The sequence below is a fragment of the Methylorubrum suomiense genome, from assembly GCF_022179765.1.
Classification (GTDB): Bacteria; Pseudomonadota; Alphaproteobacteria; order Rhizobiales; family Beijerinckiaceae; genus Methylobacterium; species Methylobacterium suomiense.
This window is the reverse complement of record NZ_BPRE01000001.1, coordinates 63,549-85,446: the sequence shown is the minus strand read 5'-3', so window position 1 is coordinate 85,446 and position 21,898 is coordinate 63,549. Positions and strand designations below refer to the sequence as shown.

22 protein-coding genes are annotated in these 21,898 nt (G+C 70.7%); 9 read left to right on the top strand and 13 right to left on the bottom strand.

Annotation, left to right across the window (positions count from 1 at the left end):
- Positions 1 to 75: 75 nt before the first annotated feature.
- Positions 76 to 1,107 carry a tRNA pseudouridine(55) synthase TruB gene (gene truB, locus MFF26_RS00405; protein WP_137830805.1) on the top strand — a complete coding sequence of 344 codons (1,032 nt, stop codon included), beginning with the start codon at positions 76 to 78 and terminating at the stop codon, positions 1,105 to 1,107.
- Positions 1,108 to 1,273: 166 nt separating this feature from the next.
- Here the strand turns inward: truB and leuB are convergent, their stop codons facing one another.
- From leuB to MFF26_RS00365, 8 genes are all read right to left on the bottom strand, one after another.
- Positions 1,274 to 2,386 (bottom strand): 3-isopropylmalate dehydrogenase, encoded by a 1,113-nt coding sequence (gene leuB, locus MFF26_RS00400; RefSeq protein ID WP_137830804.1) that lies wholly within the window; start codon positions 2,384 to 2,386, stop codon positions 1,274 to 1,276.
- A 155-nt stretch (positions 2,387 to 2,541) separates the two neighbouring features.
- Positions 2,542 to 3,270, bottom strand: coding sequence for a pseudouridine synthase (locus MFF26_RS00395; protein ID WP_238307369.1), 729 nt, complete (start codon positions 3,268 to 3,270; stop codon positions 2,542 to 2,544).
- 10 nt (positions 3,271 to 3,280) lie between these two features.
- A complete protein-coding gene (locus MFF26_RS00390; RefSeq protein WP_137830802.1) occupies positions 3,281 to 4,198 on the bottom strand; it encodes a class I SAM-dependent methyltransferase in 918 nt (305 codons plus the stop codon).
- 206 nt (positions 4,199 to 4,404) lie between these two features.
- Positions 4,405 to 5,322: a GTPase Era gene (gene era / locus MFF26_RS00385; protein WP_137830813.1), complete on the bottom strand. Its 918-nt coding sequence runs from the start codon at positions 5,320 to 5,322 to the stop codon at positions 4,405 to 4,407.
- A 37-nt stretch (positions 5,323 to 5,359) separates the two neighbouring features.
- Complete coding sequence (rnc, locus tag MFF26_RS00380) at positions 5,360 to 6,130, bottom strand: ribonuclease III (protein WP_137830801.1); 771 nt, start codon at positions 6,128 to 6,130, stop codon at positions 5,360 to 5,362.
- 64 nt (positions 6,131 to 6,194) lie between these two features.
- Positions 6,195 to 6,995 carry a signal peptidase I gene (gene lepB, locus MFF26_RS00375; RefSeq protein ID WP_137830800.1) on the bottom strand — a complete coding sequence of 267 codons (801 nt, stop codon included), beginning with the start codon at positions 6,993 to 6,995 and terminating at the stop codon, positions 6,195 to 6,197.
- Between the two features lie 140 nt (positions 6,996 to 7,135).
- On the bottom strand, positions 7,136 to 7,543 hold the full coding sequence (gene acpS, locus MFF26_RS00370; protein WP_137830799.1) for a holo-ACP synthase: 408 nt from the start codon (positions 7,541 to 7,543) through the stop codon (positions 7,136 to 7,138).
- 73 nt (positions 7,544 to 7,616) lie between these two features.
- A complete protein-coding gene (locus tag MFF26_RS00365) occupies positions 7,617 to 8,354 on the bottom strand; it encodes a pyridoxine 5'-phosphate synthase (RefSeq protein ID WP_137830798.1) in 738 nt (245 codons plus the stop codon).
- A gap of 188 nt (positions 8,355 to 8,542) precedes the next feature.
- On the opposite strand from MFF26_RS00365, the gene MFF26_RS00360 reads away from it, so the two are divergent.
- Complete coding sequence (locus tag MFF26_RS00360; RefSeq protein WP_137830797.1) at positions 8,543 to 11,125, top strand: ABC transporter permease; 2,583 nt, start codon at positions 8,543 to 8,545, stop codon at positions 11,123 to 11,125.
- A gap of 220 nt (positions 11,126 to 11,345) precedes the next feature.
- Positions 11,346 to 12,113: a Bax inhibitor-1/YccA family protein gene (locus MFF26_RS00355; RefSeq protein WP_137830796.1), complete on the top strand. Its 768-nt coding sequence runs from the start codon at positions 11,346 to 11,348 to the stop codon at positions 12,111 to 12,113.
- Positions 12,114 to 12,177: 64 nt separating this feature from the next.
- On the opposite strand, the gene MFF26_RS00350 is transcribed toward MFF26_RS00355, so the two are convergent.
- Positions 12,178 to 13,572: an aminotransferase-like domain-containing protein gene (locus MFF26_RS00350; RefSeq protein WP_238307368.1), complete on the bottom strand. Its 1,395-nt coding sequence runs from the start codon at positions 13,570 to 13,572 to the stop codon at positions 12,178 to 12,180.
- 130 nt (positions 13,573 to 13,702) lie between these two features.
- Here MFF26_RS00350 and MFF26_RS26405 point away from each other — a divergent pair, with 130 nt between their 5' ends.
- The gene (locus MFF26_RS26405; protein ID WP_281405179.1) at positions 13,703 to 13,834 is read left to right on the top strand and encodes a hypothetical protein; all 132 of its coding nucleotides are present in this window, start codon (positions 13,703 to 13,705) and stop codon (positions 13,832 to 13,834) included.
- Entirely contained in the window at positions 13,834 to 14,727 is an 894-nt protein-coding gene (locus MFF26_RS00345) for a DMT family transporter (RefSeq protein WP_238307445.1), read from the top strand. The genes MFF26_RS26405 and MFF26_RS00345 overlap by 1 nt, the downstream gene beginning before the upstream one ends.
- Before the next feature lie 90 nt (positions 14,728 to 14,817).
- Here MFF26_RS00345 and MFF26_RS00340 read toward each other — a convergent pair whose 3' ends face one another.
- Together MFF26_RS00340 and MFF26_RS00335 are read right to left on the bottom strand one after the other, a co-directional pair.
- Positions 14,818 to 15,210: a hypothetical protein gene (locus MFF26_RS00340; RefSeq protein ID WP_137830794.1), complete on the bottom strand. Its 393-nt coding sequence runs from the start codon at positions 15,208 to 15,210 to the stop codon at positions 14,818 to 14,820.
- Between the two features lie 15 nt (positions 15,211 to 15,225).
- Positions 15,226 to 16,131 (bottom strand): RgsD C-terminal domain-containing protein, encoded by a 906-nt coding sequence (locus MFF26_RS00335; RefSeq protein ID WP_137830793.1) that lies wholly within the window; start codon positions 16,129 to 16,131, stop codon positions 15,226 to 15,228.
- A gap of 106 nt (positions 16,132 to 16,237) precedes the next feature.
- On the opposite strand from MFF26_RS00335, the gene MFF26_RS00330 reads away from it, so the two are divergent.
- Positions 16,238 to 16,825 (top strand): nitroreductase family protein, encoded by a 588-nt coding sequence (locus MFF26_RS00330; RefSeq protein ID WP_137830792.1) that lies wholly within the window; start codon positions 16,238 to 16,240, stop codon positions 16,823 to 16,825.
- Positions 16,826 to 16,835: 10 nt separating this feature from the next.
- Positions 16,836 to 17,447 (top strand): flavin reductase family protein, encoded by a 612-nt coding sequence (locus MFF26_RS00325; RefSeq protein ID WP_137830791.1) that lies wholly within the window; start codon positions 16,836 to 16,838, stop codon positions 17,445 to 17,447.
- Positions 17,448 to 17,451: 4 nt separating this feature from the next.
- Here the strand turns inward: MFF26_RS00325 and MFF26_RS00320 are convergent, their stop codons facing one another.
- Positions 17,452 to 18,039: a glutathione S-transferase family protein gene (locus MFF26_RS00320; RefSeq protein WP_137830790.1), complete on the bottom strand. Its 588-nt coding sequence runs from the start codon at positions 18,037 to 18,039 to the stop codon at positions 17,452 to 17,454.
- A 252-nt stretch (positions 18,040 to 18,291) separates the two neighbouring features.
- Positions 18,292 to 18,915 (bottom strand): aldolase/citrate lyase/malate synthase family protein, encoded by a 624-nt coding sequence (locus tag MFF26_RS00315; protein WP_137830789.1) that lies wholly within the window; start codon positions 18,913 to 18,915, stop codon positions 18,292 to 18,294.
- A 74-nt stretch (positions 18,916 to 18,989) separates the two neighbouring features.
- On the opposite strand from MFF26_RS00315, the gene MFF26_RS00310 reads away from it, so the two are divergent.
- Entirely contained in the window at positions 18,990 to 20,111 is a 1,122-nt protein-coding gene (locus MFF26_RS00310; protein WP_137830788.1) for a lytic transglycosylase domain-containing protein, read from the top strand.
- Positions 20,108 to 21,859, top strand: coding sequence for a DUF2336 domain-containing protein (locus tag MFF26_RS00305; RefSeq protein ID WP_137830787.1), 1,752 nt, complete (start codon positions 20,108 to 20,110; stop codon positions 21,857 to 21,859). The genes MFF26_RS00310 and MFF26_RS00305 overlap by 4 nt, the downstream gene beginning before the upstream one ends.
- Positions 21,860 to 21,898: the final 39 nt, after the last annotated feature.

Here is a 21,898-nt window from a genome sequence, read left to right as displayed (position 1 = left end):
ACGAATCCGGGCCCCCGGGACGGGCCCGATGACGGGACGATTCTTCCCGAAACACACCCGTCGATTGAGGACAGGATGCAGGACGAAATCTCTTCCGAAGCGTCGGCCGAGGCGCCGCAGGCTCCGCGCGGTGAGGCGCGCCGCCACGACGGTCCGCCGCGTTCCGGCCGCCGGCCGCAGCGCGGGCGCCCGCGTCACGACCGTCCGAAGAAGAACGACGTGAGCGGCTGGGTCGTGCTCGACAAGGGTGTCGGCATCACCTCGACGCAGGCGGTCGCCATCGTGAAGCGCCTCTTCAACGCCAAGAAGGCCGGTCATGCTGGCACGCTCGATCCGCTCGCCTCGGGCATCCTGCCGATCGCGCTCGGCGAGGCGACCAAGACCGTTCCCTTCGTCATGGATGGCCGCAAGGCCTACCGTTTCGAGGTGAGCTGGGGCGTCGAGACCGATACCGACGACGCCGAGGGCAAGCCCGTGGAAACGAGCGATCAGCGCCCGACCCGCGAGGCGGTCGAGGCGGCTCTGCCGACCTTCGTCGGCGAGATTCAGCAGGTGCCGCCGCGCTACTCCGCCATCAAGATCCAGGGCGAGCGCGCCTACGATCTCGCCCGCGACGGCGAGGTGGTGGAACTCGTCGCCCGCACGGTCCAGATCGATCATCTGTCGGTGGTCGAGCATAGCGGCGACCGCACCGTGATCGCCGCCGAGTGCGGCAAGGGCACCTATGTCCGGGCGCTCGCCCGCGATCTCGGCCGGATGCTCGGCTGCTACGGCCACGTCTCCGCCCTGCGGCGCACCCGCGTCGGCCCCTTCGAGGAGGCGACCGCCTGCAGCATCGCAGCGCTGGAGGAGAGCACCGAGGCGCAGCTGCGGCCGGTGGAGACCGCCCTCGACGAGGTGCCGTCGGTGGCCGTGAGCCGCGACATGGGCCTGCGGCTGATGCGCGGCCAGCCGGTGATCCTGCGCGGCCAGGATGCCCCGGTGGAGGGCAAGGCCTACGCGACCTGCGGCGGCGTGCTGGTGGCGGTCGGCGACGTGGAGCGCGGCGAACTGGTGCCGCACCGCGTGTTCCACCTCGGCGGGACCGCCCCCCAGGCACGGAACTGATTTTTTTGGGATGTGGCTGCCGGCTTCGCTCGGTAGCCGGACGAGGCAGCCTTCTCCCCAGATGGGGAGGAGGCCGGAAGGGTCGGGCAGCGGGCTCCGCGCCCGCCGTCTCGAATCGCCCTCACACCTGACCCCTCCCCCGGAAGGGGGAGGGGATCGGCTCCACTCAGACGCCGCGGGCCGTCTCCAGCTCGCGCAGGATCGCGTCGCCCATCTGCGCCGTGCTGATCGTCTCCTGGCCCTCGGCGGCGATGTCCCGGGTGCGGGCGCCGGACGCGAGCGCCTTGGTGATCGCCCCCTCGACGAGATCGGCGGCCTCGCCCAGGCCGAACGAGTAGCGCAGGCACATGGCAAGCGAGCCGATCATGGCGATCGGGTTGGCGAATCCCTTGCCGGCGATGTCGGGGGCCGAGCCGTGCACCGGCTCGTAGAGCGCCTTGCGGGTACCGCGGGCATCGACCGCGCCCAGGGAGGCCGAGGGCAGCATCCCCAGCGAGCCGGTCAGCATCGCGGCCACGTCCGAGAGCACGTCGCCGAACAGGTTGTCGGTCACCAGCACGTCGAATTGCTTGGGCCGCCGCACCAGCTGCATGGCGCAATTGTCGGCGAGCACATGCTCCAGCTCGACATCCGCATAATGCTCGGCATGGACCTTGGTGACGACCTCCTTCCACAGGACGCCGGTCTTCATCACGTTGTTCTTCTCGGCGGACGCCACCCGGCCCGAGCGCTTGCGGGCGAGGTCGAAGGCCACGTGGGCGATCCGCTCGATCTCACCCGTGGTGTAGACCTGGGTGTCGACGGCGCGCTTCGAGCCGTCGGGCAGCGCGGTGATCTCCTTGGGCTCGCCGAAATAGACGCCGCCGGTGAGTTCGCGCACGATCATGATGTCGAGGCCCTCGACCAGCTCGCGCTTGAGCGCCGAGGCGTCGGCCAGGGCCGGGTAGCAGATCGCCGGGCGGAGATTGGCGAACAGGCCGAGATCCTTGCGCAGACGCAGGAGGCCCGCTTCCGGGCGCAGGTCGTAGGCGATGCCGTTCCATTTCGGGCCGCCGACGGCGCCGAGCAGGATCGCGTCCGCGGCGTCCGCACGGGCCAGCGTCTCGTCGGAGAGGGGTTTGCCGTGGGCATCGATCGCCGAGCCGCCGACATGGCCGTGCTCGGTCTCGAACGAGGCCAGTCCGGTTTTCCCGAGCCAGCCGACGACCTTCTCGACCTCGGCCATCACTTCGGGACCGATGCCGTCGCCGGGCAGGAGCAGGAGCTTGTAGGTGGACATGGCGGCCTCGGAACGGTTGGCAGGACGTCCCGCGCCTTATCGGTGCGGCGATGCCGCCGCAAGTCGCGCCGACACGGGGACGCGTTGCCGGCTCGTCGCCCTTCCCCGCACCGTCATTAGCGGGTTCGCATGCGGCGACCCGGAAGGCCGGTGACTCAGTGGGCGAAGATCGCCGCGATCTCGTCCGGCCCCAAAACCCGATACGCTCCGGCGGCCAAGTCCTCCGGCAGGGTCAGCCCGCCGACACGGTCGCGGTGGAGCGCGTCGACATGGTTGCCCATGGCGGAGAACATGCGCCGGACCTGGTGGTAGCGCCCTTCGTGCAGTGTCACCACGCAATGGGTGGCGTCCTCGGTCTCCATCTCCACCGGCAGCAGCGGCCGATCCTCGCCCTCCAGCATCAGTTCGCCGGACGACAGGATCGCCGCCTCGTCGCCCTGGAGCGGGCGCGCGAGCGTCACCCGGTAGCGTTTCGCGACCTTGGCCTTCGGCGCGATGATCCGGTGCAGCAGGGCGCCGTCGTCGGTGAGCAGAAGGAGGCCGGAGGTTTCCTTGTCGAGGCGGCCGACCGTGGACAGGGCCGGGTCGCGGCGACGCCACCGCTCGGGAAGCAGAGAGTAGACGAGCGGCCCCGCCTCCTTGTGCGAGCAGGTTACGCCGAGGGGCTTGTGCAGCATCAGGCACAGGCCCGGCAGCGGATCGAGCGGTTCACCCATCACCGTCATGCGGCCCGGGAGGTCGGGGTCGAGGGGAATGCGCGCCGAGGCATCCCTCAGCGCCGCGCCGTCGCGGACCACGCGACCGGCACGGGCGAGGCCTTCCACCTCGCGGCGCGAGCCGTAGCCGAGATTGGCGAGCAGCCGGTCGAGGCGCAGCGCCTTCATGCCAAACCCCTCACTTGCGGGCCTCGAACAGCTTGTAGCCCCCTTCCGTCGCCATCGGTGTGACGGTCTTGAAGGCCGCCCGCAGGGGCGCTTCGTAGGGCAGGTGGGCGTTGGCCACGAGGTAGAGCGTCCCGCCATTGCGCAGGGCGGCGGCCGCGCGGCCGATGAAGGCCTTGCCCAGGGCCTGATCCTCGGCACCGCCGTCGTGGAAGGGCGGATTGGTCACGACGAAGTCGAGGCCGGACAGGGTGGGGTCGGACCCCCGCAGATCCGCCCAATGCACGCTGGCGCGGGCTTCGCCGACATTGCGGCGGGCCATGTCGATGGCGCGGCGGTCGATATCGATCATCGCCAGCGACGCGACCTTGTCCGAGCGCAGCACGGCCAGAGACAGGATGCCCAGGCCGCAGCCGAGATCGGCGCCCTTGCCCGACAGCGTCGGCAGGTGGCGCAGCAGCAGGGCCGTGCCGGGATCGAGCCGATCCCAGGAGAAGATGCCGGGCTGGGTGCAGAGGGCGAGATTGTCGACATGGCGCGGGCGCCCCGCCTGGATCGCCTCGTCGAGGCCGGTGGGCGCGGCGGGCCGCATGACCGTGCAGATGCGGTGATGGCGCTTGGCGTCCTCGGCGACGGCACAGCCGAAATTGCGCAATTCCTTGCCGAGCCGGGTGCCGCCCTTGTCCTTGGGCGCCAGAGCCGTGAGCTGCCCGCCGGGTTTGAGGCCCCGCAGCGCCAGGGCCAGCGCGTAGCGGCGCTCGACCGTACCGGCGGGCGCGAGCAGCACCGCGCGATCGAGGCTGTCCGGCGCGATGTCCTCGAGGCGTTCCGAGCCGGGGATCAGCGGAGAAACCTGGGCGGCGCCGTCCGGCACGGAGGCGAGCTCCGTCGGCGGCAGGCCGTGAACGATGGCGTCAGGGGCTGGCGGCATGGACTCGCATCATTATGGCTTCGGTTTTCGCGATCCTCATCCTCCCATCCATCTCCCTCATCCTGAGGTGCTGCGAAGCAGCCTCGAAGGAGGGCTCCAGGAATCGCGCGGCGGGCTGGAGCCCTCCTTCGAGGGCGCCGCTTCGCATCGCCACCTCAGGATGAGGGCAGGTGGTGGGATGGGCGTCGATCGACCAAGAGGAAAGATCACCCCGTCGGGAATTCCAGCCCCATCTCGCGGTAGCGGGCGGGATCGTCGGCCCAGTTTTCCCGCACCTTCACGTGCAGGAACAGGTGGACCTTGGCCTCGGCCACCTCGGAAATCTCGATGCGCGCGGCCTGCCCGATCGCCTTGATGGTCTGGCCGTTCTTGCCGAGCACGATGGAGCGCTGGCTCTCGCGCTCGACGAAGATGGTCTGCTCGATGCGCACCGAGCCGTCGGGCCGGGCCTGCCACTGGTCGGTCTCGACGGTGGAGCGGTAGGGCAGCTCCTCGTGCAGGCGGTCGTAGATCTTTTCCCGGGTGATCTCGGCGGCCAGCATGCGCAGGGGCGCGTCCGAAACCTGATCCTCCGGGTAGAGCCAGGGCGAGGGCGGCATCCGCTCGGCCAGGGCTTGCCGCAGGCGCTCGATCCCGTCGCCCTTGAGCGCGGAGATCATGAAGGTGTCCTCGAACGGCACCTGCTGATTGAGCGTGGCGGCGAGTTCGAGCAGGCGCTCGCGCGGGATCAGGTCGATCTTGTTGAGGATCAGGATCTTGGGTCGCTTCACCTCGGGCAGGCGGCGCAGGATCGTCTCGACCTCCTCGTCCGCCCCCTTGCGGGCATCGACCAGCAGGCAGACCGCGTCGGCATCCGCCGCGCCGCTCCAGGCCGAATGCACCATTGCCCGGTCCAGCCGGCGCTTGGGCGCGAAGATGCCGGGGGTATCGACGAGGATCACCTGCGCGGCGCCCTCCATGACGATGCCGCGCACGAGCGCACGGGTCGTCTGTACCTTTCGCGAGACGATCGAGACCTTCGTGCCGACCAGCGCATTGAGGAGCGTGGACTTGCCGGCATTCGGCACGCCGATCAGCGCGACGAAGCCGGCCCGCGTGTCCTCCCGCCGGGCCTCTGGCTGCATCTCCTGAGGTTTGCCGTCGTCGGCGTCGTCCCTGTCGTCAACCATGGGTTCCGTCCTGATCCTGGGTGCCGCCGATGCCCTCGCGGGACAGGACGGAGCGGGCGGCCTCCTGCTCGGCCACGCGCTTCGAATTGCCCTCGCCGTAGCCCGGCTCGATTCCATCGACGCGCACCGCGATCCGGAAGACCGGGGCGTGGTCGGGGCCGGAGCGGTCCACCACCTCGTAGACCGGGATCGGGAGGCTGCGCGCCATCGCCCATTCCTGCAACGAGGATTTGGCGTCGCGCCCCCGCGGTGCGCCGGTCACCTCGCCCGGGCGGAAGGCCGCCTGCACGATCGCCTTGGTGGCCTCGTAGCCCGCATCGAGGAAGACCGCGCCGAGGATCGCCTCGCAGACATCGGCCAGGATGGTCTGGTTGCGCCGTCCGCCCGTCTGGACCTCGCCAGGACCGAGATTGAGATGGGGCCCGACCTCCCAGGCCTCGGCCACCGCCGCGCAGGTCTCCCGCCGCACGAGCCCGGCGAGGCGTCGCGACAGCTCGCCCTCCTCGGCTTCGGGGAAGGCCGTGTAGAGGCTCTCGGCGATGGCGAGTCCGAGCACGCGGTCGCCGAGAAATTCGAGGCGCTGATAGCTGCCGACCCGGCCGGTATGACCCGCCTTGCTGACATGGGTCAGGGCCAGCGGCAGGAGCGACGGGTCCGTGAATCGGTGTCCGATGCGGGCTTCGAGCACATCGAGGCCCGGGCGCGGCCGGTGGGCCCGCCGGGCACGGTTGGAGCGCGAGGCGCCCTCGTCGGGCGCGCTCAACGCCGACCGCCCGCCGGAGCGGGGCTTCCTGTCGATGCCGCGATCACGGACGTGCAGATAGGAGTCAGTGGATCGTCGTGAAGAGGCGGTTCCAGCGCACGTCGGACGGCCAACGCCAGAGCTTCCAGGCGGGCGTGCGCTCGTCGATCGAGAAGAAGATCATCTCGGCGCGGCCGACGAAGTTCTCGAACGGCACGTAGCCGACGCTGGAGAGATCGCGCGAATCCGTCGAGTTGTCGCGGTTGTCGCCCATCATGAAGTAGTGCCCGTCCGGCACCGTGTAGACCGTGGTGTTGTCCCAGAAACCGCGGTCGCCGTCGCGCTCGATCACCCGATGGGTCACGCCGCCGGGCAGGGTTTCCATGTACTGGACCACCTTCACCGGCTGCTCGAACGCGTCGAAGGTCTCGTAATCGGCGATCCGCTCACGCTTGACCGGCTTGCCGTTGATGTTGAGTACGCCCTCGATCACTTGGATCTTGTCGCCGGGCAGGCCGATCACGCGCTTGATGTAATCGGTGGCGTTGTCCTTGGGCAGCTTGAACACGGCGATGTCGCCGCGCTTCGGTTCCGCCCCCCAGATCCGGCCATGCGCCTCGATCGGAAGATATTCGGACAGCGGAAGAGAGTATTTCGAATATCCGTACGTGTATTTCGACACGAACAGATAGTCGCCGATCAGGAGCGTCGGGATCAGCGAGCCCGAGGGAATGTTGAACGGTTGAAACAGCAGCGTGCGCACCACGAGCGCGATCAGCAGCGCCTGGACGCCGACCTTCACGGTCTCGCGGATGCTCTCCCAGGTGCCGGGTTCCGCCGCCCGGATCTCCGATTTGCTCTCGCGATCCACGCGTGCGTGTTCCATGTCTCTGTTGCCGTCGCAGCCCCTGGCGTCGAGGCCCGGCTCAAGACCGTCCATCGCAACCGCTCTGCTGGGCCGGGGGTCTAGACCATGCGCGGTCCGCCCGCAACGCGAGGATAAGCCGGCCGAGCGCTGTATTCAGTTCAGGCGCGCGGCACAGGAACCGCTTCGATGATCACGAAGGCTTGCGCCAGAGGGGGTTCATCAGTCAGCGTGATATGCAGCCGCGCCTCGAAGCCTTCCGGAACCATGCGGGCCAAGTGCTCCCGCGCACCTCCGGTGAGATGCAGCGTCGGTTGGCCGCCGGGCAGGTTCACCACCTCCATATCCCGCCAGAACACCCCTTGGCCGATGCCGGTGCCGAGGGCCTTGGCGCAGGCCTCCTTCGCGGCGAAGCGCCGGGCATAGGAGGGGGCACGGGCGGCTCGCCGGTCGCATTTCGCCCGCTCGCCCTCCGTGAAGACCCGGTGGGTGAAGCGGTCGCCGTACCGTTCGAGGGAGTTCTCGATGCGGCGGATGTCGCACAGGTCGGTGCCGATACCGAGGATCATGCTGTCTTCCTGGCCTGCATCCGGACGGGCCCGGCGGCCCGGCTGCTTCCGTGCCGGGCCCTGCGGGATCCGCTCATCGCCGCGCCCGGTCCATCGCCGCGCGCATGTCGTGCACCGCCTGGCGCAGCCCGACGAAGATCGCCTCGGCGATGAGGGCGTGACCGATGTTCAGTTCGCGGATCTGCGGCACGGCCGCCACGGGACCGACGCTGTCGAGGGTCAGGCCATGACCGGCATGGATCTCGAGGCCGAGCCCGGCGCCGTGGGCGGCGGCGCGGACGATCCGGTCGAGCTCGCGGGCCACGCGCGGGGCGTCGCCCGCCACCGCCGCCTCGCAATAGCTGCCGGTATGCAGCTCGACCACCGGCGCCTTCAGGGCATGGGCCGCCTCCATCACCGCCTCGTCGGGCTCGACGAACAGCGACACGCGGATGCCGGCCTCCGACAGGGTGGCGATGCGCGGCGCGAGATGGGCGCGGCCACCGATGATGTCGAGGCCGCCTTCGGTGGTGCGCTCCTCGCGCTTCTCGGGCACGAGGCAGGCGGCGTGCGGCCGGGTGTGGAGGGCGATGCCGACCATCTCGTCCGTCGCCGCCATCTCCAGGTTCAGCGGCACCGGAAGAGCCTTCAGGGCGGCGATGTCGGCATCGCGGATGTGCCGGCGATCCTCCCGAAGGTGGGCGGTGATGCCGTCGGCACCCGCCGCCACGGCCTCCTGGGCGGCGCGCACCGGATCGGGCACATGCCCGCCGCGGGCGTTGCGGACGGTGGCGACGTGATCGATGTTCACGCCCAGGCGCAGGGACGACACGGTTTGGCTTCCCACGTTCGATCGGGATCGGGGCTGCCGGTTTAGCGGCTGCGCCAGGGGCATGGAAGCGGCCCCGGAGCGGGGCTCGCGCCCGGCCTGCGGCGGCGGGCGCGGTTGCGCGGGCGGCGGAAGTGCCCAGATTGAGGCGCGGCCGTTTCCGGCCCGGAACGCGAAACCCTCGAGCGCGCATGCACGGTACGTTGTCCCGGCCGGACATCCCGCGGCCCCGGCCGGCCGCCACCGGGCTGCCGCTGACCCTGCGCTTGGCTTTGCGCGAGCTGCGCGGCGGGCTCTCCGGCTTTCGCGTCTTCATCGCCTGCATCGCCCTGGGCGTCGCCGCGATCAGCGGCGTCACCTCGATCGCCGCCTCGCTCTCGGGCGGGCTCGGCCGCGAGGGGCGCCGGATTCTCGGCGGCGACCTCACCTACGCGCTGGTCAATCGCGAGGCGAGCCCGGCCGAGCGCGCGGCACTCGCCGCGAAGGGGCCGGTCTCCGAGGTGGCCACGCTCCGGGCCATGGCGGTGGCGGGGGAAGGCGCGGCGCTGGTCGAGCTGAAGGCCGTCGACGCGGCCTATCCGGCGGTCGGCACGGTCGAGACCGATCCGGCGCAGCCCCTGGCCGATCTGCTGGCCGAGCGCGACGGGGTCTACGGCGCGGTGGCCGATCCGGCCCTGCTGACCCGCCTCGACCTGAAGCCGGGCGACCGGGTGACGCTGGGCGGCTTCCCGGTTCAGATCCGTGCCGCGCTGACCGCGGAGCCCGACAAGATCGCCGCGGGCGTCGGCTTCGGCCCGCGATTGATGGTGTCCCTGGCGGCGCTCCGTGCCACCGGCCTGATCCAGCCCGGCAGCCTCAATCAGTGGAGCTACCGCCTCCAGCTGCCGGGGCTCGACGATGCCGGGCTCGCGGCCGTCGATGCTTCGATCCAGAAGGCCCTGCCCGAGGCGGGCTTCCAGATCCGCTCGCGGGTCAATGCCGATCCGCGCTTCGCCAAGGGCATCGAGCGCTTCACCCAATTCCTGACATTGGTCGGACTCACGGCGCTCATCGTCGGCGGGGTCGGCGTCGCCAATGCCGTGCGGGCCTTCGTCGATGGGCGGCGCGAGGCCATCGCGACCCTCAAGAGCGTCGGTGCGCCGGGGTCTCAGGTGGTCGGGCTCTACCTCGTGCAAGTCATGCTGATCGCCGCCCTGAGCACGATCATCGGTCTGGCGCTCGGCGCGGCCCTGCCGTTCCTGCTCGATGCGGCCCTGCGCGACCAACTCCCGCTGCCGCTCAATCCCGAGATCGCGTTCGGGCGCCTCGCCCTCGCCGCCGCCTACGGCCTCCTCACCGCATTCGCCTTCGCCATCCTGCCGTTGGGCCGGGCCCACGACGTGCCGGTGGCGAGCCTGTTTCGGGATAGCGTCGACCCCACCCGGCGCCGACCCCGGACGCGCTACCTCGTGGTCCTCGCCCTCGCCCTCGCGGCCTTGGCGGGGCTTGCCCTGGCCACCGCCTTCGACCGCAAGGTCGCCCTGACCTTCATGCTCGCCGCCGGGCTCGCCTTCGGCGGCCTGCGCCTCGTCGCCTCGGGCATCATGGCGGTCGCCGCCCGCCTGCCCCGACCTCGGGCGATGGCGCCGCGCATGGCGCTGGCCAACCTGCACCGACCCGGTGCGCTGACGCCCGCAGTAGTGCTCTCGCTCGGCCTCGGCACGACGCTGCTGGTGACGCTCGGCGCCATCGACGCCAACATCACCCGCGCCCTGGAGAGCTCGCTGCCCGGCCGCGCCCCGAGCCTGTTCTTCCTCGACGTGCCGTCCCGCGATGCGGAGGCGTTCTCGGGCTTCCTCGGCGCCCGCGCGCCCGACGCCAAGATCGAGCGCGTGCCGATGATGCGCGGCCGTATCACCGCGCTGAACGGCGTGCCGGCCGCCCAGATCAAGCCGCCGGAGGATGCCGCCTGGATCCTCGACGGCGACCGTGGCATCACCTACGCGGAGCTCCCGCCCGAGGGATCCCAGATGGTTGGAGGCGCGTGGTGGAGCGCGGAGGAGGGCCGGCAGGCCCTCGTCTCGTTCGAGGCGGAGGCGGCGCGGGCGCTGGGGCTCACGGTCGGCAGCACCGTCACCGTCAACGTGCTCGGGCGTTCGATCACGGCGAAGGTCGCCAATCTCCGCAAGGTGGAGTGGCGCTCGCTGGGCATCAACTTCGTGATGGTGTTCTCCCCCGGCACGTTCCGGGGGGCGCCGCATGCCGATCTCGCGACCCTGACCCTGCCGCACGGCCCCGATCCGAAGCTGGAAGCCGAGATCGTGCGCGACGCCGCCAAGGCCTTTCCCTCGGTCACCAGCGTCCGGGTCAAGGACGCGCTCGATGCCGTCAACGACCTCGTCCACAAGCTCACGCTGGCGATCCGCGGCGCGAGCGTCGTGGCGATCCTCACGAGCCTGCTCGTCCTCGCCGGAGCCCTCGCCGCCGGGCACCGTTCGAGGCTCTACGACGCCGTGGTGTTGAAGGTGCTCGGCGCCACACGCGGCCGGCTTCTCTTCGCCTACATCCTCGAATACGGTGCCCTGGGTATGGCCACCGCCGTTTTCGGAATCCTCGCCGGAACCCTGGCGAGTTGGGGCATCGTCACGCGGGTGATGCGGCTCGACTTCCGGCCCGATCTCGGCGGGGCGTTGATGGTGGCGGGGCTCGCGGTTGCCTTCGCCGTCATCGTCGGCCTGGCGGGGACTTGGCGCATCCTCGGCCAGAAGCCGGCACCCTATCTGCGACAGTTCTGAGATTCAGACGGCAACGTCGCAAGACAAGGTTTAATCCGATCGTCTGGTCGAAAAACTTCCGCCGATAGAACGACTTGAAATCTCGGCCGTGAGCTTCAAGCCCCTCTTGTTTGTCTCCGGCCGAACGAACATATTCAGCGTCGAGGCGCGCCCGACGCGCCGGGGTTCGCGCGTGGACCTCGTATCCATCCCGCGCCGGGAGCTTCCAAGGGAAACTTTCATGGCATTCGACAACAGCCCGTTCCGCTACGGTGCCCAGCCGCAGGGATACGCTGGCTCCCAGGTCGAGGTCGACCAGGGCCTGCGCAGCTTCATGCTGGGCGTCTACAACAACATGGTCGTCGGCCTCGGGATCTCCGGTCTCGTGGCGCTCGGCCTCAACATGCTGGCCGTGGCCGGCTACCAGGGCACCCGCCCGCTGCTCACGCCGTTTGGCCAGACGCTGTACAACAGCCCCCTCAAGTGGGTGCTGATGCTGGCGCCGCTCGCCTTCATCTTCGTCTTCTCCTTCCGGATGGACCGGATGTCGGCCGCCTCGGCGCGCACGATGTTCTGGGCCTTCGCGGCGGTGATGGGCGCCTCGATGTCCACCCTCCTACTCGTCTTCACGGGCGGTAGCGTGGTGCGGGTGTTCTTCATCACGGCGGCGAGCTTCGGCGCTCTGAGCCTCTACGGCTACACCACGAAGCGCAGCCTGTCGGGCATGGGTTCGTTCCTCATCATGGGCGTGATCGGCCTCGTGATCGCCTCGCTGGTGAACATCTTCATGGCCTCGAGCGCGCTGCAATTCGCGATCTCGGTGCTCGGCGTGCTGATCTTCGCGGGCCTCACGGCCTACGATACGCAGAAGCTCAAGGAGATGTACCTGTACAGCGGCATGGACGCTGAGGGTGCGGCCAAGATGTCCGTGAACGGTGCCCTGACGCTGTACCTCGACTTCATCAACATGTTCCAGTTCCTGCTCTCGCTGGTCGGCGACCGTCGCTAAGCGAAACGCACACTGAAACGCGGAAGAGCCCCGGCCGGAAGGCCGGGGCTTTTTCTTGTGCGGCTCACCCCGCCATCGCCCGCTCCAACTCCGAGAAGACCCGCGGCTCGGTGCATTGGCCGACATTGAAGCGCAGGTAATCGCCCGCGCTCTGGCTCAGGGAGAAGACATTGCCCGGCGCCAGCACGACGCCGCGGGCGAGGGCCCGGCGGGAGATGTCGGCTGCATCGAGACCGCCCGGCAGGCGCGCCCAGAGGAACATTCCGGCGCTCGGGACCGACTGCACCGTGAGCCCGGCTTCCGTCAGACGCCGCACCACCCGCCCGCGGGCATCGGCCAGACGCGTGCGCAGGGCGTCGAGGTGATGACGGTAACTCCCTTCGACGAGAAACCGGTGGATCGTCGCCGCCGCGAGATGCCCGTCGCTGAGCGACACCGCGAGCTTGAGGTCGACGAGGCGCTCGACCCAGTCGCCACGCAGGGCCACCACGCCCATCCGCACCCCGGTCGAGAGGGTCTTGGAGAAGCCGCCGACATGGATCACCCGGTCGAGCCCGTCGAACCCGGCGAGCCGCGGCCCCGGCTCGACCTCGAAATCGGCATAGGCGTCGTCCTCGACGATCAGGGTGCCGTGCACCTCGGCCAGCCGCAGGATGCGGTGCACCACCATCGGTGACAGGGTCGCCCCGGTCGGGTTCTGTAGGCCGGAATTGGTGACGTAGAGCCGGGGCTTGTGCTCCGCCAGCACGCGCTCGAAGGCGGCGAGATCCGGTCCCTCCGGACCGAACGGCACCCCGACCATCCGCAGGCGGTGGGCGCGGGCGAGCGCCTGGAAGCTGAAATAGCAGGGATCGTCGAGCAGCACCGTGTCGCCGGGCTCGGTGAGGAAGCGCAGGGTCAGGTCGAGCGCGTGCGTGGTCGAGTCGGTCAGCACCAGTTGATCGGGATGGGCGAGGATGCCCCGCTCGGTGAGGCGGCGCGCCATCAGTTGCCGCAGGGGCGCATGACCTTGCGGCGTGTCGTAGAACATCACCGCCTCGCTGCGGCGCGCGACCTGCCGCAGCGCCCGGCGCAACGCCTCCTCGGGTAGCCAGTCCGGCGGCAGCCAGCCGCAGCCCGGCTTGAGATGGTCCGGGCCCGCCTCCAGCGATTGCCGGGTGATCCAGACCGGATCGACCGCCCGGTCGAGGCGGGGCCCTAGCGCGGCGAGGCTGAGCGGCTCGGCGCGGGCGGCCACGTAGAAGCCTGAACCCGGCCGCGACAGGATGGCGCCCTGCGCCGCCAACCGGTCATAGGCTTCGACCACGGTCGATTTCGAGACCTCCATGCTCTCGGCGAAAGCCCGCACCGAGGGCAGGCGGGCGCCCGGCCCGAGCGCACGGCTCTGGATCCGGGCCTCGATGGCCCGCATCACCGCCTCCACCCGACTGAGATTCGCCTCGCGCGGCAGCTCCGTCATGGTCGATCCTCCGAACCGTACCGATCAATGTCCCGGACAGTTCAATGGAATTGTACTGTAACTGTCCCTGTCGGAACAGGGCAGCCCTCGGCATACCCGGCCCCTGATCAGACCTGACCGGAGACCCACCATGACCTTCACCGAAGACATCCTCGCTCGCCGGAGCGGCGCCACCGCCTTCCTTGGCCGTCGCATCCGCGACCTCATCGTGCTTGCCGCCGGCGCGGCCCTCGCCCTGCCGCTGATCGTGCCGTTCGCGTGATCCGGCCCACGGTCGTCGCGCTCGACGCTCCGACGGAGACGCGGCCGACCGGTGCGCTCGTCGACGGGCTGATCGGTGTGGCGATCTTCAGCGGATCGCTCCCGGCCACGCGGCTCGCGCTGACAGGGTTCGACCCGCTCTTCCTCACCTTCGCCCGCGGGGCGCTGGCCGGTCTCGCCTCCGCCGCGCTCCTGGCGGCGATCCGGCCGCCCCTGCCGGCTCGGGGCGATCTGCCGACCTTCGGGTTGCTGTCGCTCTGCGTGGTGCTTGGTTTCCCGCTGCTGACGGCGCTGGCCCTGATGCGGGTCGAATCGGCCCACGCCGTCGTCTTTATCGGCCTGCTGCCGCTCGCCACCGCCGGCTTCGGCGCGTTGCGGGCCGGCGAGCGCCCGTCGAGGCGCTTCTGGCTGTACGCCTGCCTCGGCAGCACCGTCGTTGCGGGCTTTGCCCTGCGCGGTGGGCTGACCCTGGAGCCCGCCGACGTCCTGATGCTCGCCGCGATCCTGGCCGGTGGACTCGGCTATGCCGAGGGCGGTCGTCTGTCCCGTCGCCTCGGTGGCTGGCCGGTCATCGCCTGGGCGAATGTCGCGGCACTGCCCGTCACACTGCCGCTGGCTGCGTGGTTCGCGCCGCCGCAAATGGACGGCATCCCGGCCGCAGCCTGGGCCGGGCTCGGCTACGTCTCGCTGTTCAGTATGCTGATCGGCTTCGTGTTCTGGAACCGGGGCCTCGCCCGCGGCGGCATCGCGGCGGTGGGTCAGCTCCAGCTGCTCCAGCCCTTCCTCGGACTGGCCCTCGCCGCCCTGTTGCTGGGCGAGCGGATTGAGCCGGCCATGGTCGTCGCCGCCCTCGCCGTCGTGGCCTGCGTCGCGGCGGCCCGCCGGGCGGCCTGACGCGGCCATCTTCGGATGGGAGCCGGCGATCCGCCCATCCGGGGGCACTGGAGTCGTGTCGAGAGGCCGGGAGGGCGACGGAAAAACCGTTCAACCGTCCGCGCAATTGGCCTCGAACAGGGTCTTGGCCCGCTGCATCGCCTGAAAATCGGCGGGACTGGTGGGGCTGCGCAGCTCCGGTCCCTCGGGCAGGCGCGCCAGGATATTCTCCGAGAGATCGGCCACGAACGGGCGGGGGCCGGTATGGGCCCCCATGCGGTTGCGCAGATCGACCGTTCCGCAGACGGCTCCGGCCCGGCCCTTCCGCAGGCCGGCGATGCGGGCCTCCGGATCGCGTAGCGCGCGCCCGGCCAGCACCAGGATCGTGCTGGCCGCGGCCGGACCGACGGCGGCGTCGGAGCCGTCCACGATGGTCTGGGCGGAGGCGGGCGGTGCGCAGGCGAGGAGGGAGAGTGCCAGCAGAGCGACGGGAAGCCGAAGCATCGTCAGCGTCCCCGATCAGCTGCCCTTGGCCAAGACCTCGACGTCCTCGTCCCGGCCGCTCTCGACCTTGAACTCGCGGGTATAGACCTGCCCGTCATGGCGGGCGATCAGCACGTAGTCGCCCTCCGCCAGGGTCACGGCGGGAAAGGCACCGATCGCCTCGCGGATCGTGTCGCCACCCGGCGTCAGCACGCTGAAGGCGGTTCCGGCGAAGGCCTCGGTGCCGGGGGCGGCGACGAGCTTCAGGATCACGGTCGCGGCTTTGTGGTTGAGCGTTGCGTCGGTGATCTTGCCGGTCTCGACCTTGAGGTCCGCGCGCTGGATCGCGTTCGACTCACCGTAATTCGACACGACGTGGTAGACGCCCTCGGGCAGGCGCACGATCTCGCCCGCCTTGATCCCGCTGCGCACGAGGCGCCCCTCGGAGTTGGTGCCGGCCGGCACGAAGACCGAGAAGGCGAGCTGGTTGGGCGCGATGATCTGATCACCGATGGCGCCGGAGAGCTTGAGCGCCCCGGCGGCGATCTTCAGCTGCTCCGTCACCGGCTGGCCGGACAGGGTGATGCGCTTCGAGGCGCTGGCATAGCCGTAGGTCACGGTGGCGACGTAGGCACCCGCCGGCAATTTCAGCGTCGGGGCGGCATCGGTCGAGCGGGCGATGATGGCCGGACGGCCGGTCTCGCCCTTGTCCTCGAAGATGCGCCAACTCAGTCCGGAGCGCACCGGTTGGTTGGAGCCGACGAAGCTCGCCGAGAGCGACAGGTCCGCCTCGCCCTCGGGGACGGGCGGCGGCAGCATCGGCGACGTGATGCCGGGGGAAGGCAATCCTGGGCCGAACGGGTCCTGCGCATGGGCTGCCAGCGGGCTCGCGAGGCAGACCACAACCGCGACGGCCTGCCGGCCCCGACGCCCGCGTCCCATCGTCCTGATCTCCCCGACATGCCGCCTGAACGTGGGTCGGCTCTTGAAACCCGACCGTGGCGGCGGCAAGGCGGAGGCACCTTCGGCCCGAGCCCGCGGATTGTCCATGGCCTCCTCCCCCGCTGCGACCCCAGCCGCCACCCACGACATGCTGCGCACCCGACGCTCGGTGCCGCCGATCCAGCTCGACGGTCCCGGTCCCTCGGCGGAAGAACTCGACGGCTGGCTCGCCATCGCCGCGCGGGTGCCCGACCACGGCAAGCTCGCGCCGTGGCGCTTCCTCGTCATCGAGGGCGAGGCGCGCCATCGCCTCGGCGCGATTATCGCCGACACTCACGCGAAGGACTTCCCCGATGCGGACGAGAAGCGCCTCGATCAGGAGCGTCGACGCCTCGCGCACGCGCCTCTGGTGGTCGCAATCGTCTCCCGCGCCGGCCCGCACATCAAGATTCCGGAATGGGAGCAGGTCCTGTCCGCCGGTGCGGTCTGCATGAATTTCGTGGTGGCGGCCAACGCCGCCGGCTACGCGACGGCGTGGCTCACCGAGTGGTTCGCCTACGACCGGCGGGTGCTCGATGCGCTGGGTCTCGAGCCTTCCGAGCGGATCGCCGGCTTCATCCATGTCGGCCGCGCCCGCGAGGTGCCCTCCGACCGGCCGCGCCCGGACCTCGCGCAGATCGTCACCCGCCTCTGAGGGGTTTGCGATGCATTACGAAGCGGACGCCCCGAGCCTGCCGCACAATCCGCTGAAGGCCATCATCGCCCCGCGCCCGATCGGCTGGATCAGCGCCATGGACCGGCAGGGGCGGGTGAACCTCGCCCCCTACTCGTTCTTCAACGCGGTCGGCGGCGAGCCCGACATGGTGATGTTCTCCTCCTCCGGCCGCAAGGACGCCATGACCTTCGCGGAGGAGGGCGGGGAGTTCGTGTGCAGCCTCGCGACCTACGATCTGCGCGAGGCGGTCAACGCCACCTCGGCGCCCCTGGCCCGGGGCGACAGCGAATTTCCCTTCGCCGGCCTCACGCCGGCCCCCTCGCGCCGGGTGCGCCCGCCGCGGGTGGCGGAATCCCCGGCGGCGATCGAGTGCAAGTGGCTTCAGACCGTTCCGCTGGTGCCGCTCGACGGCGCCGAGCCCAACAACTTCCTCGTGATCGGGCAGGTGGTCTCGCTCTACGTCGACGACCGCTTCGTGAAGGACGGGCGCGTCGATACGGGCGCCATGCGCCCGATCCTGCGGGGCGGCTATTTCGACTATTTCACCACCGAGTCGAGCAATCGCTTCGAGCTGCGTCGCCCCAAGGGCGGGGGCGGCTGAAACGTCAGTCGACGATTCTCAGGATGCCCTCGACGCGGGCGATCCAGGCGCGGACGCCCGGATACGGCGCGAGGTCGAACCCGCCCTCGTGGGCGAGTCGGGTGTAGGCGACGAGCGCCACGTCGGCGAGGCTGAGCGCCGCCCCGACGAAGAACGGCTGCGAAGCGAGCGTCTTCTCCATCAAGGCGAGCGCCGCATGGCCGCGTTCGGACAGCTTCGGATCGATCTCGGCCTCGGGCTTGCCGAGATAGAGCCGCTGGAACCGGCGCACGGCGATGTAGGGCTCGTGGCTGTACTGTTCCCAGAATAGCCATTGCTGCATCTTCGCCCGCGCGAACTCGTCCGCCGGGATCAGCGCCGAGCCCCGGGCGAGGTAGCCGATGATCGCGTTCGACTCGGACAGCGCCCGCCCGTCCTCCAGCACCAGCGTCGGAACGCGCCCATCGGGGTTGAGGGCGAGAAAATCGGGCGTGCGGCTCTCGCCCCTGAGGATATCGACCTCGCGCCAATCGAGCCCGACCCCAAGATGGGACGCGACCCACGCGACCTTGAGGCAGTTGCCGGACTTGCGGTCGCCGTAGACGATGAGCATCGAAGAGCCCCGATCACGCGAAGCCTCAGCAGAGCTGCCGCGCAGGGCCGTGACAAGAGCTGACTTCGACCGATCAGGAACGATCAGGCGACCGAGGGCCTTGGAGCGTGCTGCTGTTTCGGGGAAGCAGCACGATCTGTCTCTTTGTGTCCGAACGGCGATTTCGGAAAACCGGATTCCACTTTTCCGCATCGTGCTCGGGTCGCACGGGGGCCGGTGATACCCACCGCATCCGCACCTCGCGCCGCTCCGTTACGGCGATGCGGACGAGAGAGCCTCGGGATCGCGGGTGATCAGCAGCTCGAAGCCGTCCCGACGCGCGGCCTCGATCCCGTCCGGCGCGAGCGTCACCAAGGCCGTGACGCCGGCCGCCGCCGCGGCGAGGCGCACCAGCCCGCGCGCCTGTCGGACCGTCTCGCCCGCAGCCTCGGCGCCGAGCGCATCCGCCAGAGCCACCGTGTCGAGGCCCAGTCCCGCGAGTCGGGGACTCGCACCGACGAAGCTGCGCGCCTCCAGCACCCCGAGCGGATCGCCGATCTGCGCCAGGATCGGCAACCCTCCATCCGGCCAGCCATGCTCGGCCTCGTGCACCGCGAGGCGGGCGCCGAGCGCCGCCACGTCGCGGCCGGAGCGGGCCCGATCGAGCAGGATCGCGTCCGGCGCGGTCGTGGGCAGCGCCGCATCCGGCCCATCGAGTGCGTGGATCAGCATCGCCGCCCCGATCCGGTCGCGCAGGTCCAGCGGGACCGGGCCCTCGATCACCAGCGCATCCGCCCCGCAGGCCAAGGCGGCGGCGAGGCCCCGCGCGTCGTCGCCCGCGCAGCGCAGGGCCAAACGGCTCGTCCGGAAACGGGAGGGGCAAGGTACGGGGATCATTCAAGCTTTCTTTACCATACGGGGCGGAAAGTCAGTCTTCGAGGAGCCGATCGCCGGTTCCTGCGGGCTGCGTCATGTTCCTGTTCACCAATGCTCCCGTCGGCACGCGCGAGACCGGACCCGCCGTCTCGCCCGCGCGCCCGGCGACGGGCACGGCGTCGAGCGGCGAGGTGATCGCGGCGATCCGCGACGGGGCCCAGACGAGCGGCGTCGGCTTCGACTACCTGCTCGCCACGGCGCAGCGCGAATCGAGCCTCAACCCGACCGCCAAGGCCGGCACCTCGACGGCGACCGGCCTGTTCCAGTTCATCGAGCAGACGTGGCTCGGCGTGATGAAGAACGCGGGCGGAAAGCTCGGCCTGTCCACCTATGCCGACGCCATCACGGCGCGCTCCGACGGCACCTACTCGGTCTCCGATCCCGCGACCCGACAGGCGATCCTCGATCTGCGGCGCGATCCGAAGGTGTCGGCGACGATGGCCGGCGCCCTGACCCAGCGCAACCGCGAGGCCTTGGGCTCCGCCCTGGGACGCGAGCCGACGGCGGGCGACCTCTACGCCGCCCACGTTCTCGGGGCGCGGGGCGCCACGACGCTGATCGCTTCGGCGCAGGGCAGTCCCGCCCGCTCCGCCGCCCTCGACCTGCCGGAGGCCGCCGCCGCCAATCGCGGCCTGTTCTACGACAAGGCCGGGCGCCCGCGCTCGTCCTCCGAACTCTACGCGCTCCTCACCACCGCGACCTCGGGCGCGCCGACCCCCGTCGCGACGACCGCCGGCCTGTCCGATCCGCCTACCGCCTACGCCTCGCTGGAGGGCGGCATCCGCTCCTTGTTCCAGACCGATCGGCGCCAGGGCGCGATCTCGGAGAGCGTCGCCAAGATCTGGCAGGGACGCGCCGCCAGCGTCGAGGCGAGCCGTTCCGGCCCATCCTATTTTCCGCGCTCCGACGGCACCGAGGACGTCCCCGCCGTCGTCCCGACGCCGGAACCGCCCTCGACCGGGTCTGCGACCTCCGCCGCGCCGATCGTGGTGCCGCTGCCGCCGCGCCGCCCGGCCGGCCTCGGCACGGCCGCGACGCCGATGGCTCTGACCGCCGCCGCGCCGTCTCAGACGTCCGATGCGTCCGCCGCGGCCGCGCGCCCGGCAAAGACCATCCTGTTCGACCTCTCTTCCTACCGCCTTCGGAACGGCCCATGATCCTCCGCCAGTTCCTCACCCTCACGCAGCACGCCTCCGCCGAAAGGCGAGCCGAGGCGGCCGGCACCCTGGCGCGAGCCTATCTCGACGGCAGCCTCGGGCCGGACGCCGCCTGGGAGGCCAAGACGGCGCTTCTGGCGCTCCTCGACGATCCGGTGCTCGCCGTGCGCCGCGCGCTCGCCGAAGCCTGCGCCGATTCGGCGAGCGCGCCGCGACCGCTCGTGGTGGCGCTCGCCTCCGACCATCCCGAGATCGCCTGCCTCGTGCTCGCCCGCTCGCCGGTGCTGATGGATGCCGATCTCGTCGATTGCGTCGCGATCGGTTGCGAGGCGGCGCGCTCCGCGGTCGCCGCCCGGACGGATCTGTCGAGGCCCGTCGCCGCCGCCCTCGCCGAGGTGGCGGGTCTGCCCTCCCTGGTGGCGCTCGCGAAGAATCCGAGGGCGGCCATCGGCACCGCCGCCTTCCTGCGGATGGTCGACCGCCACGGCGAGGATGCGGCGCTCTGCCAAGCGCTGCTTGCCCGGCACGACCTGACCATCGAGGTGCGCCACGCCGTCGTCGCTCGCCTGGCCGAGCAGCTCGCCCGCGTCGGTCAGGATGCCGGCTGGATGAATTCCGAACGCGGCGCCCGCGTCGCCCGCGACGCCCGGGACGCGGCGGCGCTCGCCCTCGGCGACGAGGCCGGCGAGACCGGGCTCGCTCGCCTCATCACCCATTTGCGGGTGCAGGAGCAGCTCACCGCCGGGTTGATCCTGCGGGCGATCCTGTCCCTGCGCCTCCCCTTCGCCGAGGCGGCGCTCGCGGAATTGAGCGGCCTCAGCCGCGCTCGCGTGGCCGGTTTGATGTTCGAGCCGTACGGTGCGGGCTTCACCGCCCTCCATCGCCGGGCCGGCCTGCCGATTCTGCTTCTGCCGGCGATCCAGGCGGCGCTGACCGTGTGGCGCGAGGCCGCCGACGGCCGCAACGGTCCGACCGGGCCGCGGCTCGCCCGCTCGATGATCGAGGCGGCCTTGACCGCCTGCGAGACCCTCCCCTTCGCCGAGGCCCGTGGCCTCGTCGCCCTCCTCGCCCGCTTCGAGGCGGAGGCCGCCCGGGACGAGGCCCGATTGTTCGCCCAGGAGCAGATGGAGGCGCATAGCCGCGACGAGGCCGCCCCCCTGCTCGCCGTGCCCGAGGCCCTGGCCGCGACCGGTGCCGATGGTTGGGCGGAGATGCTGGCCGAGGCCTGGGCGGCGTCCGAGACGCGGGCGCTGCCGGAGGTGATCGAACTCTCCGCCGCGGACGCGGCTTCCGCGCCGAGCCGTGGCGAGCGCCCTTCCACCGAACCAGCCGTGCCGACCGCGGCGTTGCCCACCTCACACGAGCTGGAGGCGGGTTCGCTCGCGCTCGCTCTCCCCGAGGCGGAGATGCCGGATGCCGACGCCGCGTGGCCGCTGGCTCCCCGGCCGGAGGAGCGCCTCGGGGCGTCGGTCGCCGCCGAAGCGCCGTCCGTAGCCTTGCCCGAAACCCTGCTGGCCGACCTCTCGGAGGCCTTGGTGGCCCACTTCCTCGCCGAGCGTCCCGCTTTGACGGCTCCGCCGCAGGCCGTGGCGGAAGAGGGACCGTCGGTGGCTCCGGAGGTCCGCGCCGAGTCGAGGCTGTCGGCGCGCCCCCGCGAGATCGCCCTGGCCGTCACCGCCGGCATGATCCCGCAGGAACTGGTGCTGAGCTACCGTGACGACCGCATCCGCGAGCGTCTGGCCGCCTGACGCGCTTCCTTCGGCTCATATCTGAGCAGGTGAGTCCGC